Below are 19,833 nucleotides of genomic sequence, written 5' to 3' on the forward strand. Positions count from 1 at the left end.
AATATATAGAGTTGTTTGTAGTATTAAATAATTTATTAAGGAGATTTTAATTATGAAGAATAAAAAACTTGTAATATCTATATGTTCTTTATTATTAATATTATTAACAATTGGAACAGTAATATATGTTAAGAAACAGTCAGATGAAAATCTTGGCAAAGGTCTATCAGGATATATTCTTGCTACTGGTGTAGAGCCGGATTTAACAGAAGAAGAAATTGCAGCCTTATTACAAAAACAAGTAGATGAATCCAAAGTTGTTTTTAGTATATATACTGAGCCAGTATTTGAAGGTAAAACAGGAACTATAATGTTTGCTAATCCACAAAATAGCGCTCATAATATAGACTTAAATGTTACAGTAGGTGGAAAAACAGTTATAAAAACTGATAAAATAGCTCCAAATCAATATATTGAAGAAATTCAACTTATGGGAAGAGCCTTAAAGAAAGGTACACATAAAGGAAATGCTTTAATTACAGCATATAAGCAAGATACTGGAGAAATGGTTGGACAAGTTGCTGTTGAATTAGATATAACATCAAAATAGAAATATTGCAATAAAAATTATCTTTTAATAATTCTTCTTAAATTATTCTAATACATAAACAAGGAGGGGAAATGAAAAAAGTAAATGATACTTCAAAGAGAATTGCTTTATTTCTAGGTGGAAAAAAAATAATTTCAATCTTTTCAATTATCGGTATATTACTATTATTTCCATTAGGTAAACTTATATATGATAGATTTTGGTCTAATCATAATGGAGCAAGTGAAGGAACTGTTAATAAAGATTTAACCCAAGGTACAATATATACAGATGTAGAGAAGGCTAATAAAGAGGATGAAAATATTTCAGAATATACTCTTGAAGAGGGGTATAGTGAAGTAGAGAATTCTACTGATTATAATAATAGCGGAAGTAATAGTGGAAGTTCAGCATCTTCTTATTTTGATTATTCTTCATTAAGTGGGAATAGTGTAATTATTTCAGAAGGGGACTCTTTTGAACCAGTAAGGGCTTTAAATTTAAGTGCTATAGATAAAGATGGAAGCAATATAAGTAATAAAATAACAATTACACAAAATAACGTAAATGCTGAAAAACCAGGTCATTATTCAGTTTCAGCAAGTGTAAAGTTAAATAGTGGACAAACACTTCAAAGAACTTTTAGTGTACAGGTAAAAGCTACGGACTTAAATGTTACAGTAAATTCATTTAAGGCAAAGGAAAGTGAAGTAACAAAGGGAGAAAATATAATTTTTGATCTCAATATTAAATCATCTAAAAGCTATGTTAAAGTTAGTGCTGTAAATATAAATGGAAAAGAATATCCAGTATATACAGATGGTACTAATGTATTTACAAAGACTCAAAAGTATAAAGTGAAAGTAAATAGTGGTGATTTAATAGGAGTTAATGATTACAATCTTACTTATATAAAAATGTCTGATAGTAGCATAATAGATGTATATAATAAAGCTACTTTGGAAATATTAAAATCTGAAGCGAAAATAAAAGATTTTAAATATGAAACTAACTTTGCAGCAAAAAATATAATTATGAATTTTAATATTGAAGATTTAGATAATTCAGCTTCTAATTTAAGACTTGAAGTCTATAAAGAAAATGAATTAATTTCTACAAATTATCTAAATAGAAAAGAATCATATGAAGAAAAAGTTATGACATATACTAATGGAACTTATAAAATAAAAGTTTTAGCAGATATAAATCTTCATTCAGCTGTAAATGAAGAAAATACTATTTTAAATAAAGTTCTTTTATCACAAAATATAAATGTTATTAATGTTGATGAAACTTCACTTACTGGAAGTGATATAGAAATCGTTGAAGGTGAGGATTTTAATATTGATTTATTAAATATTAAAGCTAAAGATGTAGATGGTGAAGATATAACAGATCAAGTAATAATCAGATATAACAATGTTAATAATAATGTTGCAGGAAAGTATAGTGTAATTGTGAATGTTACTAATAAAAAGAATAGAAAAATTGAAAAGACTTTTAATGTTACAGTAGTTAAACCCGTAATAACTGAAGAATCAGGTAATAATGATGATTTAGGAGCAGATTTATCTACTATTTTTGTTTTAGATAGAAATACTAATGAAGTTAAGGGAAGTAGAGCATTAACTAGAGATACTATTTCTGGAAATGATACAGAAACTTTAGATTTTAATGTTATTGTAACAGGTAATATTACAAAAGCTGATGGTACAGCTGCAAGTGGAAAAATTCAAGTAGAAGTTCCAACTAGCTTATCATTTTCAATTGATCAAAAAGGAAACTTCAATGGAACTGTATTTAATATAAAGAATTCTAGTGAAAGTGAAATTTCAGTATCAGTTGGTCAATTTAAAGAAACTAAAGTTGATTCAGGAATAACAGTTAGACCTTTAACAGAAGATTTAACAAGTATGGATAGGTCAAATATTCATCTATATCTGCAAGGAGATACTATAATAGATTTAGGTGGAAATATATCTGAAGATAAAGAGTTAGTAGCTATACCAGCATCAGATTCAAAATCAGTACAATTACTTGGGAATTCAGGTAAGGCTGATGGAAGTGAAGTAGATGCAAATGGCGCAAGTGAAGAGTTTAACTTAGTATTTAAAATTAAAAAAAGATAACTTTGAAAATTTATCTTTATGGAAGCAAAATATGTATTATATAACATATTTAAATAGGAAGTGATAAATATATGACTAAAAAGAACATATATACATTAAAAATAATTATAATCTTAGGAATTATAATATCCATAGCTTCCTTTGTGATTATAAATATAAGCAAAAAAGATAAAGCAAATGTAAAAGGAGGAATTATTTCTCAGGGAATGATTTCTGGATATACAGAAGATGAAATAAAAGAAATATTGCAAAGAAAAGCTGATGAATCTACATTTTCTTTTGAAATTAACTCAAGACCAGTTTTTAAAGATGGTGCATCAGAAGGTAATCTTAGAATTGCTAATCCACCATATAATAAATATTCTATAGAAGTGGATATAACATTAGATGATAATAATCAAGTAGTGTTTAAATCGGGTGAAATACCTCCATATCATTATATTGATAAAGCTAAGCTAAGTAAAAAGCTAAAGGCAGGAGAGTATGATGCAACTGCAACAATAAGTGCATTTGATTCAGAAACTGGTGAATTTAAAGGGAAAAGTACAGCTAAATTAGTTATAAAAATTGAAAGCTAAATATTATAGGAGACATATTTATGAAGAAAAATAAATTGAAGTATATAATATTTATACTTGTTTTATTTATAGCTAATATTCCATATTATACATTTGCAGAAACTACAAATAATAATACAAATACTACACCAAATACTATATTAGAAGGTGAAATTGGGGAGTGGGATCCTAATATGGATGATGCTCCTGATTTTAGCGAAATAACAGATATAGAAGGTAGTATTCCAAACGAAGGAGAATACGTTACAATATCAGTTACAGTTCCAATAGCAATGGAGTTTTATGTTCTACCTCACAGTAACTTAGCTTTTGGTAGTTTCTATTCTCCAGAATATACTATAAAAAATAATGGAACTAAAACTGTAGTTGCTAAAATTAATTCATTTTCTATGGAGAATAGTGAGGAAAGTGATACTAATACTCCATTATATATAGAAAAAGTTGTTGGTGGAGATGGAAAAACTCAAATGGAGCTTGGGATGTGTGAAGTTAAAAGTTTAGATTCCACTGGAAAATTAAAAAGAGTAGATTTAACTCAAATTGATAATTTGAGAGATGAAAATAGAATACTATGTGAACTTCAAACTAATGAAATGAAAAAAGTTAAGTTTGTTTCAGACAATTGGGAGTTACCACAGTTTGAATCTAATAAAGATACTGCATCCTCAAGCTACATTGTAGGTTTTGAGTTTTCAATAAAAAATTAAATTATTATGAAATCTTATTATATAAATTGGTTAAGAGAATTCATAAATGCCTCATAATTAAATAATATTTTATGAATTAATATAGGCTAGATATGCAATATATTACATCATAATATATTTTATAGAGAGGAGGGAGTAGTGTTTAATGAGACTAAGAAGATTTATCTCTACTATCTGTTTGGTTACTTTGATGGTACAAAATATACCAGTAAATGCCGTGACTAGCCTTTCTGAAAATAATAATTCTCAAATACTTGATAATGGAACTTTAAATGAAGTGATAAGTAACTCAGAAGATATAACAAATGTTAATGGAAGTGAAAATAATATTTCTGAGACATTAGATGAGGAAATATCAAATAAAGAAGTTGTAAATTCTGAAAGTATTACAAGTAATAAGAGTGAAATTAATAAAGAAGAAATATCTAATTTAGAAAGTACTGTAAGCAAAGAAGATAGTGAAAATGCTATTACTAAAATAGTAGGCTCTGAAAATATAAGGATTTATTTAGGCGAAGAAATAGACTATAAGGATGGAATAAAGGCTACAGATACTAATGGAAAAGATATAACTGATTTAGTAACTGTAGAAGGAAAAGTAGATAATTCCAAAGTAGGAACTTATGAGCTTAAATACTCTGTTAAAGACGAGCTTGGAAATACAGCTACATTAATTAGAAAAGTTAAAGTTCTTAATAAGAATATATTTAACGTATATGTTGAAAAAGTAAATGAAGAAACAAAAGAAGTAAAAAAGGAAACTTTATTTACATTTTATCTTGATAATAAAGATTCGAAATTTGTAGTTGAAAACCAATCTTCAAATATGATAGATCCTTCTAAAGAAAATGAAGTAGCTTTTGAAATTAAAGTAATAGATAAAGACAATAAAGAAAAGCTAAAAATAGAACTTTTAGGAAAGGATACTGGTAATTCTAATAAGTTAGAGGCGTTAAAAGAATTAAAATATTCATATGGAGATTATATACAAATAAAGCCAATGCAGATTGGATTAAGTATTGAAGGACCTATATTAGGGGACATCAATACTGAAAAAGAAGATTATTCAGATGGAATAGATAATTTAGACTATATTAATAATGTAAGATTTAAAATTGTAGAAGATGGAATAGAAGCTATATACAACAAAGCTCCTGAAATTAGAGGACTAGAAGCTATGGATAATCTTTTAACTACAAGAGAAGAACAGTTAAAAGGTGTTGAAGTAATAGATGATCATGATGGTGTGATATCAAATGAGAAGATTGTTATTACTGAAGAAAAAGATAATAATGGCAATACTATTGCTTTAAGATATTCAATAGAAGACAGCTGGGGAAGAAATACATCTATATTAAGAGAGCTAAAAGTATTAGAAGATAAAGAAGAAAAAATACAAGAACAATCTATAACCTTTAATACAAACATATTAATAAATAATATTATAGAAGTACATGGTTCGGAATATCCTGATGGAGATACCTTAAGATTTAAATTAAGATTTAATCAAAATTCTAATAAAGTGGAAATATATGATAGAGATTCAAGGGTATTTGATAATAAGATAAAAGATACATACTTTAAAATTATCATATATACTAAAGCTGGTACAGTAAGAAAAGTATTATCTCTTAATGGTTCAGATAGAGCTGATAATAAACTTTTAGATGAGTTTAATGGAACATCATTTACACTTGGTGATCAAATATATATCTATCATGCAAAATCTGATACAAAACTTAAAATACAAGGTAGTATAGAGGATGCAGACTTCTCTTATAATGAGGGGATTCCAGCAGATAAGTTAGAAGGTCATAGATTTCAATTATTAAAAAGTGGTTTTAAGTATTTAACTAATGAAGCTCCAGTAATAACATGGGAGAATCAAGATGAAAAACTTCAAATAACAAGAGGAGAGCATATAGACTTATTAGCTGATATTTCTGTAAGTGATGATATTGATGGAAAAATAAACAAATCTGCGGTATCAGTAACTGCATATGACCCTAATAGATTAGGAGATCAAACTGTTACATATACTGTTAAAGATAGCTGGGGAGTAATTGGAACAGCAACAAGAACTATAACTATTGTAGCAGATAGTAATATGGCGAACACATTTATGAATATCATGAGTAGTAATGGAGTAAGTACTATTTTCACCTTAAGATTTGATGATGTTGACAAAAAAATTATATTAAGTAATAGGTCTAATGAAAAATTAAATACAGAAAACCCAAATGAATTATCTTTCAGGATAAGAATATTTAGTAAAGCTGGTATTACAAAGAAAGATATTAAACTTAATGGGGGGGATTCTGGACTAAATAGTGCTTTAGATCAATTAGATGACTATAGATTTACAAGTGGAGATACAATAGAATTATGGTCATCAACTCCTGAAAACAGCATAAAAATTATTGGTACCATAGATAAGGATCCTGAAATAACAGAAGATTATGAAGATGGTATACAAGATGAAAAATTTATGAAGGATGTTAGATTTCAATTAGGTGGTGCTACTTTAAAGGCTATATATAATGATGCCCCTGTAATAGTATTTAATGATGATTTAACAATAAAAAGAGGAGAAGAATTTAACCCATTAAGATTTATAAAAGAAATAAAAGATGATCATGATAACTTAAATATCAATCTTGTTAGAGTTAAGTATAACAAGGATGAAGTGTTCAAAGTTGGAAAACATGAAATTCAATATACTATAACAGATAAATGGGGAAAATCATCTACTGTAATAAAAGAAATAGATGTGCTTACGAAAAATAAACTAGAACAAAATACAATAAGTTTGCTTAAGAATGATGAAACAAATAAGCCAATAATTACATTATATTTTGATGATGTTGAAAAATTGATATACAAAGAGATAGTAAATAATGAATTTATATCAGGTGATTTAAATTCAGATGTATTTATTATAAAAGTATTTGATGATGAAGGAATTGAATTAGGAAAATCAATCATTAAAGGGAATGAATTTTTAGATGAATTCTCTTTAGAAGAAATAACTGATCTAGATATAGATTATAATTATATGATTAGTATAACTGGATATCAATACAATAAAGTTAGTATTAATGGAGATGTTATAAGTTCTAAAAATCATAATTATTCAAATGGTTTTGAAGATGATGATCAAATGATTAATACTAGATTTAAAGTAACAGAAAATGGTTTAGAAGCAGTATATAATGAGGCACCTGAAATTCATGGAATTGAAGAGATTTCTATTATGAAGAATAGTTTATTTGATAAGTTAGAGAATGTTTATGTAACAGATGACCATGATTTAACTATCGATAATTCAGAAATAGAATTTATAGGTGAAATAGATACTTCAATAGTAGGAACACAAACTATTAAATATAAGGTAACTGATAGTTGGGGAAGAAGTGTTGAAGTTGAAAGAAAAATATATGTAAAGCCAGTAATTGAAAGTAATACTATTGAGTTTAATAATTCAAATAATGAGTTAGCATTTAAAATTGGTTTTGACTTTAAGACTTTCAGATTTAGCATTACAGATAGAAATGATCAACCATTAGATCAATCAAATGAAGATGTGGTATTTAGAATTTCAGTATATAATGCCAATAAAAAGCTTATTAAAGAAGTATCTCTTTTAGGAAGTGATACTGGAACTTCAGATAAACTTGACGAATTAAAAAATATACCTATAGGATTTGAAACCTATATAAGATTATGGGCTTCAGATAGTACTAAATTAAGTATAAAAGGTAATCTTATAAAAAGTGATAACATAGATGAAAACTATGAAGATGGTATTCAAAATATTGACTTTATGGATAATGTTATCTTCAAGGGGTCTATAGATGGATTAATGGCTGTATATAATAATCAACCAGAAATAACCGTTATTGATGAGGAATTATCAATATACAAAGGTGATGATTATAGAAGTGATTTATTAAATGCTATTACTATAACTGATCCTGACGAAACTATAGAAAAAGAATCCGTAGAAATTACTGTTAAAAAGGTAATAGATGATATTCCAGAAGAAAATCCAATGAGTTTAGATTCTATATCTGATTTAGGTGAATATGAAGCAGAATTTACAGTTACTGATAGCTGGGGAAGAGAAGATTCAGAAAAGAAGAGATTTACCTTACTAACGTCCATAGATAGAAATGAAATAATATTTGGTGGACATAATAAGAATATAGGAAGGTATACTGCTTTTAAAATTGGTTTTGACTCAGAAGCTATGCAAATAAAATTAAAAGATAGAAGTGCTTTACCTATGAATAATCAAGCAAGTAATTCCAGGTTTTATGTAATATCTGTATATAATGCAGATGGTACTCTTAAAACCGGTAGTCAAATTGTATTATCAACTTCAGATGCAGCAACTTCAACTAAGTTAAATCCATTACAAAATTTAGAATTTCAGTATGGAGACTATATTGAAATGAATGCCTATCAAGCATTTAGATTAAGTATTTCTGGTGTAGTTAGAAATGCATTAGAAGATTATAGTGACGGTATTTTTTACTCAGATGACTTTAATTATACTAGGTTTTATATAACAGATTCTGGTTTAGAAGCAGACTTTAGGCCAGAAGAACTTCAAGAGGGTCAATCTATTTTAGAATATGGAGGAACTCAAGGAGGTTTCCCATTTAAAATACAATTTAATCACAATGATGGAAGTGTTACCTTCCCAGCAACAACTACCTTCTATTGCTATGGTACTTCTTCTGTTGTATTTAGGTGTAGTTATTATAATAGTCAGGAAAATCAACTATATACTTATTCATCTGCTGGAGGTTCTAGTGGGGTTAGTAGTTACGTGAAAGATAAGCTTGCATCAGGATTTAATGATGGAGATTACATTAATATTGAATTGATAAATATTCCCGAAGAATTTACAGGGGTCCGTGTAAGAGGAGCAATATCAGAAGAAAATAAATCATATGCTGATAAAGTAGAAGGTCATAACGATATTAAAAATGTTAGATTCTATTTACGAAGAAATGAAAATCAAAGATATTTAGATCCTGTTTACAATTATGGACCAGTATTTAGTGGAGTTGAAGATATTAATATATTTGAAGAAGATATGGCAACATTTGATCCTAGAAGTGAAGTTAGCGTTACTGATGATATTGATGAAACAACACCACAGTTCACTGTAGAAGGACCACCAAATTTATCAAGTGTAGGAAAATATGTTTATACATATAGATCTACAGATAGTTGGGGTAGAGAAACAGTAGTACAAAGAAATGTTTATGTTAGACCTAGTATATATAAAAATAAAATTATGTTATATGCTAAGGAAGCAACAAAATCAACATTAGATATTACATCAGCAGAAATTGATCCAGCTTTTGAAATTTTATTTGATAATGAAACTAATAAATATGTTTTAAATAATCAAAAGGATACAATGATAAATGAAAGAATAGGTGATGGCATTGCTTTTAAAATATCAATATATGGGCCTAACGGAAATGAAAAAGCTACAATTAATCTTCAAGGTAATGATAAAGGGACATCTACTAAATTAGATATTTTAAATGAAGTTAATTATGAAGAAGGAGATTATATAAGATTATGGGCTTCAGAGCCTAAGAACCTAATAATAACAGGAGATATAGGCAAAGAAGAAGGTATAAATAATCAAGGTTATTATAATGAAGATTATAATGATGGTATAGATGATGATGATTTTATGAATAATGTAGCATTTATAGCTAATAATTCAGGATTAACATCAATATATAACGAAGCTCCTAAGATAATTAATGTAACAGATAGAATAGTTTTCTTTGGAGATGAACCAGAATTATTATCAGGAATTGTAGTGTCTGATGATAAAGATAATGATATAGAAGTAGAAGATATTAAGATTATTGGAGAAGTAAATCAAGACGAAATAGGAATATACTCAATAACTTATGTATTAACAGATAGCTGGGGAAGAAGCACTAGTCAAGATGTTAGAGTTATTGTAGTATCAAAAATCAGTCAAAATACTATAGATGTTTATGGTAATTCATCCAATAATACTAATGAGAAAAAATTCACTTTAAGATTTGATGTAAATACTTATAAGATAGTAGTTGATAAAAATTCAAATAGCACAAATTCCACAACATCTACTGAAAGATATTTTGAAATAGTAGTTAGGAATAGAGATGCAAAAGAAAAATTAAGAATAACATTAAATGAAAATGAAATGTCATCAAGTAGTGAAATTGATAAATTAACTCAAATAAACTATGCTAATAATGATACTATTAGTGTTTATTCAATAAACCGAAGTAATGTTAGAATTAATGGTAATATTGAAAATAGTAATGGAAAGACATTTGATAATGGTTTTGAAAGTGAAGAATTATTCGAAAATGTAAGATTTAAAATTACTGATAGAGGATTTGAGTTAATAGAGCGTGAAATATTACAAGTTGCAATTAATGGTGATTTAACTATTAAAAGAGGTGACTTAAGTCATATTTATGACGGTTTAATGATATCAGCTAATAACCCAGATAACTATTATGGAATTCAAGTTGATGTTCAAGGCTTTAATGAGAATATTTTAGGAGAGTACAACGCAACTTATTTATTGACAGATAGTTGGGGAAATTTAATAGAAATACCAAGAAAAATAACAGTAATAGAAAGAAATACCTTAGAAGAAAATAAAATTAGATTATTAGATAGCAATAATGGAAATTCTCAATTATTAGAATTTAATATGGATACTATTAATCAGCAAATAATAGTTAATAGATCTAATAAAAGTTATTCTGGAAATATTGAAGAATTAATGACATTAAATCTATATGATGAAAATGGTATTACAAAAGATATTATTACAGTTACTGCCACTAACTTAGATTCACTTTCAGGGTATGCTGTAGATTATAATTATGGAGATTATATTAGTGTTTCTGTATATAATAAGGAAGAAGGAATATCTATAACAGGAATAATAGAAGATCAAAATGAGTCATATGAAGATGGAGTATCAAATTCAGATAATATTGATTATGTAAGATTTATGATTAAAGAAGATAACTTTAAAGCAGTATTCAATAACGCACCAATATTAGAGGTAGGAGAAAATCTTACATTATATAAAGATGAGTCTATTGACCTATATAAAGGTGTTATAGCAAGAGATGATGACTTACATGATTCAGTTATATCAGAAGCAGATGTTCAAATTAATACAGATTTAGATATTACTCAAATAGGTAATTATAAAGCTATATATAGTGTAGAAGACACTTGGGGAAGAAAGACAGTTAAAGAGAGAAATATAACTGTTAAATCATCCTTAGAGAACACGAAAATTCAATTTTTTGAGCCAACATCAGAAGATCCTAAGTTTGAAATTCATATAGATAATACTAATAATAATTTAGTAGTTAATAAGAATTTTAATATTTTAGACTATTTCAAAATAAATAGAGGTTCAAATGATGAAAAGTTATATGAATTAAAGTTATTTGATTCATATGGAAATATTAAAAAGTCTATAGTAATTATGGGCGATATGAATGAACTACAAATAGATGCTGAGTTAAGAGCCTTTGATAACACTATATATGAATATGGTGATTATATAAGTGTATATGCTAGTGATTCTAAAAATGGTGTTAAAATTTTAGGAGCTATAGATAAGGAAACTATAATTACAGAAGATTATTCAGATGGTATAGATGATCCAGACTTTATGAATAATGTAAGATTTAAGATTAATAAAGAGGCACTAGGAGCAATATATAATGAAGCACCTAGTTTGCAGATTTTAAATCCTGAAGAAACAATAGAAGTATATAAAGGTGATAATCACAATTATGGAGAAAATACAATAATAAGTGATGATCATGATATTGATATTGGAGAATCAGACGTATCAATATCAGAAGAAGATAAAGAAAAAATGAATACATTAGGTACTCATAGAATTAATATTATTCTTACTGATAGTTGGGGACGTAGTGTTCAGGCTGAAAGAATATATAAAGTTAAGTCGGCAATAGATAGAAATATAATTACTTTTGGTGGACATAAGAAGGGCGAAGGAAGATTTACTGCTTTTAAAATGAGTTTTAATTCAGAAACTATGCGAATACAATTAAGTGATAGAAGCTCTAATGCTATGAATAATGAAGCAAGTAGTACCAGGTTTTATGTAATATCTGTATATAATAAAGAGGGTACTCTTAAAACCGGTAGTCAAATTGTATTATCAACTTCAGATGCAGCAACTTCAAGTAAGTTAAATCCATTAAATAATTTACAATTTGAGTATGGAGACTATATTGAAATGAATGCCTATCAAGCATTTAGAGTAAGTATTTCGGGTGTAGTTAGAAATGCATTAGAAGATTATAGTGATGCTGTAGATATGGCAGATGATTTCGAGTACACTAGATTTTATATTACTGATGCTGGATTAGAAGCAAGTTTTAAACCAGATTATTTACCTGATGGAAATGAATCAATTATAGAATATATTGGTACTTCGGGTGGGACACCTTTTAAAATAAAATTTAATCATGTAACTAAGGAAGTTACATTCCCAACTACAACAGGATTTTATAACTATGAAGTTGGTAGATCAGCAGCCTTTAAAGTTATATATTATAGCAGTGAAGATGGAATAGAGCATACATATATATCTATGGGATCGGATACTGGAGTTAATAGTGGGTTAAGAAGTAAACTTTCTTCAGGATTTAATGATGGAGATTATTTCAAATTTGAATATATAAATGTTCCAGAGAATTACTATGGAGTTCGTATAAATGGTAAAATTGGATTTGATAGTGATACTGATGAAGAACTTTTACTTGAAGATTTTACTGATGGTATTCAAAATAGAAGTATTCTTGAAAACACTAGATTTTATTTAAATAAAGATGGTGAGCAAAATATAAAACCTGTTAAAATAGGTTCCCCAAGTATATTAGGTGTAGATGATAGAGAAGTTCTTCAAGGAAGTGAATTTGATGAATCTGAAGGAGTAACAGCTATAAACTATGATGGAACAGAATTAACTGGTCAGATCATAATAACTGGTCAAGTTAATACTGGAAGAATAGGTTTAAATGAAATTAAGTATCAAGTTACAAACTCTGAAGGAGTAACAACTATTGTATATAGGAATGTTAATGTTTATTCTCAAGCTGTTCTTACGGTAAGAGATATGAATAGAGCTCCTGTGGAAGAAGGCAGTATTATTACAGAGGAAGAAAAAATTAATTATCTAAAATCAATAGTAGTTGCAAATGATTCAGATGAAGGTGATATTTCAGCTAATATTGAAATAACGGATACTAATTTTAATCCTGATGTATCTGGAACTTATTACGCTAATTATTCTGTTACAAATAGTTTTGGAAAAGTATCAACTTTAGAAAATGTACAGATAGAAGTTATAAGAACTATAAATGTATCAGTACCTACAGTTGTACCATTCCAAGTAGTTACAAATTTAATTAATGAAGAAGCAGATCCGTTTGTTTCAGGAATGTTAAAACTTACTAATAACAGAACCAGTGATGTAAGAGTATCTGTAAAATCATTCACTAAGGAAGCTGAATCTGGAAACTTAGATATTGTTGATCCAAATTCACTTGATTGGGAAAATTTAAATGAAGAAGACTCAATGAGTAAAATGGCATTAGGAATGTTTGTTAAGGAAGGGCTAAGAGGAGATAATTTAACTACTAAGCAAAATCCTCTATGGTTCTCAAATAACATGACAACTAAAACATTTATAGGAACTTTACCAAGAGCTACTAGTTTATCAGAACCTTATGAAGCAAAATTAAGCTTTACAAGTAAGCATGGTAATAACTTCATAGGAGGAAGGTCAAAAGGTAATTTCCAATTAGTTTTTGAGTTTGAATAAAAAATTCTGTCTAGAACTTTTAGTTCTAGACAGTTTTCTATTAATGAATTTTAAGTGAAAAAACTAGGTATAATATTTATAGGAAATTAATTTAATATAAAAATAAAGGAGAAATATGAGTAATTCAAATAATAATGTTAAGAAAAGAATTGAAAAAAGAAAAAAAAACAAAAAACAAATTAAAATATTAATGGTTATTTTGGTAGTGATAGTCTCAGTTTTAGCTTGTGGAATAGCTATAGCTAATAATAAAGAAAATAAAGTGGAGAATACTGTAAAGGATTTACCTTTAAAAGTAGATTCAACTCCTATAACTTTTAATATAGTAGAAGAAAATAAAACTAAAGTATTAAAAGCTACTTTTAAAAATGAGTCAGAAGAAACTATAAACAGAATTACTTTAATATTGAAATTAAAAGATACTGGAGAAACTATAGAAATGAAATATAATGAAGCTGTAGCTGCAGGAGGAACATCTAATGCATTTTCAGGAAAAGCTCCGAAGTCAGGAAAGCTAGAAGATGTTGAAATATTAAAATATAAGATTTCTTTAGCAAGTGGAATTTATATGGAATATGATGTGGAATTAAGGCAATACAATTGGTCATAATAAAAAGCTGTATGTAAGTATTTAAAAACTTATATACAGCTTTTTATTTAGGAATTTATATCATTTTTACTTATATCTCTCCTTGGATTTAAATTAATTTATGGTGATAAAAAACAAGTCTTTGATGGGTTAATTATTAAATTATCAAATTTTACAGCTTAAACTAATAAAAAATCTGTAGATATGCATGGTTCAATTCTCATAAATTAACAAAAATAATACTGAAAATAAAATTTTATTATAATTTATAATAAAAAAATGAATTATAAATTTACTTATATAATTATTTGTCGAAATACTTTAATAATAAGTACTATATGTTTATAATATTAACGTGAATTAAACAAAAATTATACCATATTTAACTTAATAGGGGGATTTTTATGAATATTACTTTGAAGAATCAAATAGGACAAATAAAACAAGTTAAAGTAGGCTTCTCATGGACAATGTTTTTCTTTGGATTTTTTGTTCCACTTTTTAGGGGTGACTGGATGTATATGATTATCACATTAGGTGCTTCATTTGTAACTTGTGGTATATCATGGTTAGTATTCCCATTTATATATAATAAATTATATATAAATAATTTAATTAAAAAGGGATGGAGACCTGTTGAAGCTGGAAGCCAAGCTATTTTAAAACAAAAGAATTTTGGAGATATTGAATTAGCTAGATAAAATAAAATGGGAGCTGTTTAACAGCTCCCATTTTATTTTATCTAGCACACTTTTTAAGTTTTAGCATACTTATAGAAAATTAAGGGATATATTTATACCCTAAATATTTGTCATATATAAACATGCAGAATGAATATATTTTATAAAAAGGGGGGAGTCATTTTGGATTTCAAGGAATTTATAAAAAGTGATAGAGAAAGCAGAAATAGAGATAAATTTGAAGGAACATTTCTGGATTATTTAGAAATAGTTAAGTCTAACCCTGATATAGCAAAGCTTTCACACGGACGAATCTATAACATGATAGTTAGTAAGGGAGTAGAAGTGCTAAAAGGTGAAGAAAATCCTAAGGTTAAAAAGATATATGGCAATGATTCTATAAGAAAATATGGATTCTTTAAGGATGATTTCTTTGGTATTGATAAGATAATTATGAAGATTGTAAACTACTTTCATTCAGCTTCTATGAATGGAGAAGAAGCAAGACAAGTATTATATTTAGTTGGACCAGTTGGTGCAGGAAAGTCTTCTTTAGTTGAAGCTTTAAAGAGAGCATTAGTAGAATGTGAGCCAATTTATTCCTTAAAGGGATGTCCTATGCATGAAGAGCCTCTACATTTGATACCAAGTCATTTAAGACCAGAATTTGAAAAGATGTTAGGAACTAAAATAGAAGGAGATTTATGCCCTGTATGTAGGTATAAATTATTAAATGATTATAATGGAGAATATGAAAATTTTCCAGTAGAGAAGAAAGAATTTTCTATTAGATCAAGAAAGGGAGTTGGTGTAGTACCACCTGTAGACCCTAACAATCAAGATACTTCTATTTTAACAGGTTCAATAGATATTTCCAAAATGGATATTTATCCAGAAGATGATCCAAGAATTTTTTCATTAAATGGTGCCTTTAATGTTGGAAATAGAGGCTTAGTTGAATTTATAGAAGTATTTAAAAATGATGTTGAATATCTTCATACAATTATTACTGCAACTCAAGAAAAGTCTATTCCATCACCTGGAAAGGGCTCTATGATTTATTTTGATGGAGTTATAATTGCACATTCTAATGAAGCAGAATGGAATAAATTTAAGTCAGACCACACCAATGAAGCTATATTAGATAGAATTGTTAAAGTTGAAGTTCCATATTGCTTAGAACTTGATGAAGAAGTTAAGATTTATAAAAAGATATTAAAGAAGAGTAATTTCAATGCTCATATAGCGCCACATACTATTGAAATTGCAGCTATGTTTGCAATTTTATCAAGATTAGCAGCTTCAGCTAAGGTAGACCCTATAACTAAGCTTAAGATATATAATGGAGAAGAAATAGTAGAAAAGGGTGGAACTAAGAGAATAGATATAAATGAGCTTAGAGAAGAAGCTGGCTCCTATGAGGGTATGAAGGGAATTAGTACAAGATTTATTATAAAGGCAATAGATAATGCCCTATCTAGTTCAGAGCATAATTGTATTAATCCACTAAGTATAATGGAAAGTATAATTAAATCTGTAAAAGAATTAGATATTGCAATAGAAGATAAGAAAAAGTATCTAGGCTTTATTCAAGATACTATAAGAAAAGAATATAACAAAATATTAGAAAAAGAAATTACCAAAGCATTTATTCATTCCTTTAGGGAACAAGCAGAAAGCCTTTTTGATAACTATATAGATAATGCAGAAGCCTTTGTTAATAAGAGCAAAATAAAGGATACATCTACTGGAGAAGAATTAAATCCAGATGAAGAATTTATGAGAAGTATAGAAGAGCAAATTGGAGTTTCAGAAAATTCCTCTAAGGGCTTTAGAGCAGATGTAACTTCATATATGTTCTATTTAGTTAGAAATGGAAGCAAAATAGATTATTCTTCTTATGAACCTTTAAAAGAAGCAATAGAAAAGAAGCTTATGGCATCTGTAAAAGATTTATCTAGAATAATAACTAAATCTAGAGTAAGAGATTCAGAGCAAGCAGAAAAATATAATTCTATGGTTGAGGAAATGCAAAATAATGGATACTGTCTACATTGTTGTGATGTAATACTTAAATACGCAGCAAACAACTTATGGAAGGATTGATATAATGGCAATCTTCAGAGACAATACAGATAATCCATTGGAGCATGATAGATCTATAGAAGATAGAAGAAGACATAGGCAATTAGTAGAAAAATCTATAAAAGAAAATTTAGGAGATATACTTTCAGAAGAAAGTATAATAGGTGAAAGTAAAAATAAGAAATTTAAGATTCCAATTAGAGGAATAAAGGAATACCAATTTGTCTTTGGTAAAAATAATAAAGGTGTTGCAACAGGAACTGGACAAGAGAAGCGTGGAGATAAAATTGGTGATGGTGGAAAAAGTTCTGGGAATTCAGGTAATACAGGAGCAGGTAATTCTCCTGGGGAAGATGTATATGAAACAGAAATAACCTTAGAAGAACTTATGGATTATATAGTAGAAGATTTAGAATTACCTAATTTAGATAGAAAAAAATATTCAGAGATAATAACAGAAAGTTCAGGTAGAAGGCGTGGATACCAAAGATATGGAATAAATCCAAGACTTGCTAAGAAGAAGACTGTTATATCAAAGATTTCAAGAAAACAAGGTCAAAAAAGAGCATTACTTGAAGCAGGAGTAGATAGTAAAATAACTAGATTTCCATTTAAAGATGAAGATCTTAGGTATCATAGGATAAAAAAGAAACCTAAGAAGGAAAGTAATGCAGTAATGATTTTTATTATGGACGTTTCAGGCTCTATGGATAGTAGTAAAAAGTATATGGCAAGATCATTATTCTTTGTTTTATCAAGGTTTATAAAAAGAAAATATAATAACATTGCCTTTGAATTTATATCTCATACAACTGTAGCAAAAGTAGTAAATGAATTTGAATTTTTTCATAAGGCAGAATCAGGGGGAACTTATATTTCTAGTGGAATTAATGAAGCTTTAAAGCTAGTTAGAGAAAAATATCCACCAGAAATGTGGAATATTTACCCTGTTTATGCTAGTGATGGGGATAACTGGAGCGAAGATAATGAAAGAGCTATGAAGTCTGTAAGAGAATTATGTGATATAAGTAATATGTTTGGATATGCTGAATTACTACCTTCTACTTATTCAACAACTATGTATTATAGATTTAATAAGGAAATAACCTGTAAAAACTTTGTATCTGTAATAGTTAAAGAGAAAAAGGATTTATGGATAGCTTTAAAGGTAATGTTATCTAAGGAGCTAAAGGAGGAGTAAAGATGGAATACACTATTAGAACTTTAGAAGAGTGGAATGAAATAATTGAAGGTAAAGCAAGAGAGTTTGGTCTTAATTGTTATCCTCAAGAATTTGAAATAATAGGTTTTAATGAAATGCTAGGATATGAAGCCTATTTGGGTATGCCTTCAAAATATCCTCACTGGAGCTATGGTAAGGCCTATGATAAAAATAAAACTCTTTATTCATTAAATATGACAGGACTACCTTATGAAATGGTAATAAATTCAGATCCTTGTCTTGGATATTTAATGAAGGAAAATACATTACTACTTCAAATCTTAACTATGGCTCATGTATATGGACATAATGACTTTTTTGCCAATAACAGACTTTTTATAGAAGGCACAAAGGCAAAATCAGTTTTAGAGATGTTTAAGCTAGATGCGGAAATAATAAGAGGCTATATTAATGACCCAAGTATAGGATATGAAAGAGTAGAAAAGGTACTAGATGCAGCTCATGCAATAAGATATCAAATACCTAGAACCATTGGAATTAAGGAACTATCTGAAGAAGAAGTAAGAAATAGTATTATTTCAGATTATAATTCTAAAAAAGAAAATAAAGGTATCTTAGATGTATATGAAGAAGTTCCATTTCCAGATGTATCTAAGATTCCATTAGAACCTTCTGATGACTTATTAGGCTTTATTATAAAATATGGCTCCTTAGAGGAATGGGGAAAGAATATATTAAAAATAGTAAAAAGAGAAACCCAGTATTTTTTACCTCAAATTGAAACTAAGATAATGAACGAAGGATGGGCAAGCTTTTGGCATTATAATATATTAAAATCCTTAGATTTAGATGAAGGACTTCATTTTGAATTTCTAAAAAGACATAATGATGTAGTTGCACCTATTTTAGGAGGACTAAATCCTTATTATATAGGTTTTAATATTTTTCAAGATATAGAAAGACGATATGGCAGAGAAAAGCTTTTTGAAGTTAGAAAAAATGAAAGAGATAGTTCTTTTATTAGAAGATATTTAACAAAGGAGCTTTGTAAGGAACTTAATTTATTCCAATATGCTAAAAAGAGCTTTGATTATATGGTAAAAGAAGTACCTGATGAAGAGGGCTGGAGAGAAATTAGAAATTATTTAGCTGATACTTGTGGGGTAGCATCAATTCCATATATAAGAGTTATTAATTTTAATAAACGAGATTTAAGTTTGACTTTAGAGCATAATTTTGATGGAAGAGAGCTAGAATTAACTTATGCTAAGGAAACCCTAAAGTATATACAAGATTTATGGGGACATAAGGTTATATTATTAACTAAGAGTAAAGATGAAAAGTCCTTAGAAATAGTTTGTAATGAAGATAGGAATATATATATTAATTAGAAGTTCTTTTATTTCACAATTAGATAAACCATGCATAATCTAT

The 19,833-nt window shown here is 27.8% G+C and carries 10 protein-coding genes; all 10 read left to right on the forward strand.

Annotated elements, in window-relative coordinates:
* The first annotated feature begins 52 nt into the window (after positions 1-52).
* Positions 53-550 carry a hypothetical protein gene (locus HUJ77_RS02040; protein WP_291706905.1) on the forward strand — a complete coding sequence of 166 codons (498 nt, stop codon included), beginning with the start codon at positions 53-55 and terminating at the stop codon, positions 548-550.
* 71 nt (positions 551-621) lie between these two features.
* Positions 622-2,658 carry a hypothetical protein gene (locus tag HUJ77_RS02045; protein ID WP_291706906.1) on the forward strand — a complete coding sequence of 679 codons (2,037 nt, stop codon included), beginning with the start codon at positions 622-624 and terminating at the stop codon, positions 2,656-2,658.
* A 71-nt stretch (positions 2,659-2,729) separates the two neighbouring features.
* Positions 2,730-3,236, forward strand: coding sequence for a hypothetical protein (locus HUJ77_RS02050; RefSeq protein WP_291706907.1), 507 nt, complete (start codon positions 2,730-2,732; stop codon positions 3,234-3,236).
* Positions 3,237-3,256: 20 nt separating this feature from the next.
* Positions 3,257-3,943 (forward strand): hypothetical protein, encoded by a 687-nt coding sequence (locus tag HUJ77_RS02055; protein WP_291706908.1) that lies wholly within the window; start codon positions 3,257-3,259, stop codon positions 3,941-3,943.
* 145 nt (positions 3,944-4,088) lie between these two features.
* Complete coding sequence (locus HUJ77_RS02060; RefSeq protein WP_291706909.1) at positions 4,089-13,862, forward strand: DUF5011 domain-containing protein; 9,774 nt, start codon at positions 4,089-4,091, stop codon at positions 13,860-13,862.
* Positions 13,863-13,977: 115 nt separating this feature from the next.
* A complete protein-coding gene (locus tag HUJ77_RS02065) occupies positions 13,978-14,472 on the forward strand; it encodes a hypothetical protein (protein WP_291706910.1) in 495 nt (164 codons plus the stop codon).
* Between the two features lie 383 nt (positions 14,473-14,855).
* Positions 14,856-15,152, forward strand: coding sequence for a DUF2628 domain-containing protein (locus tag HUJ77_RS02070; protein ID WP_291706911.1), 297 nt, complete (start codon positions 14,856-14,858; stop codon positions 15,150-15,152).
* A gap of 162 nt (positions 15,153-15,314) precedes the next feature.
* Positions 15,315-17,237 (forward strand): PrkA family serine protein kinase, encoded by a 1,923-nt coding sequence (locus HUJ77_RS02075; protein WP_291706912.1) that lies wholly within the window; start codon positions 15,315-15,317, stop codon positions 17,235-17,237.
* Between the two features lie 4 nt (positions 17,238-17,241).
* Complete coding sequence (yhbH, locus tag HUJ77_RS02080; protein ID WP_291706913.1) at positions 17,242-18,417, forward strand: sporulation protein YhbH; 1,176 nt, start codon at positions 17,242-17,244, stop codon at positions 18,415-18,417.
* A gap of 2 nt (positions 18,418-18,419) precedes the next feature.
* Complete coding sequence (locus HUJ77_RS02085) at positions 18,420-19,790, forward strand: SpoVR family protein (protein WP_291706914.1); 1,371 nt, start codon at positions 18,420-18,422, stop codon at positions 19,788-19,790.
* Positions 19,791-19,833 lie beyond the last annotated feature (43 nt).

The sequence above is a fragment of the Clostridium sp. genome, assembly GCF_021443865.1.
Lineage (GTDB): Bacteria > Bacillota > Clostridia > Clostridiales > Clostridiaceae > Clostridium.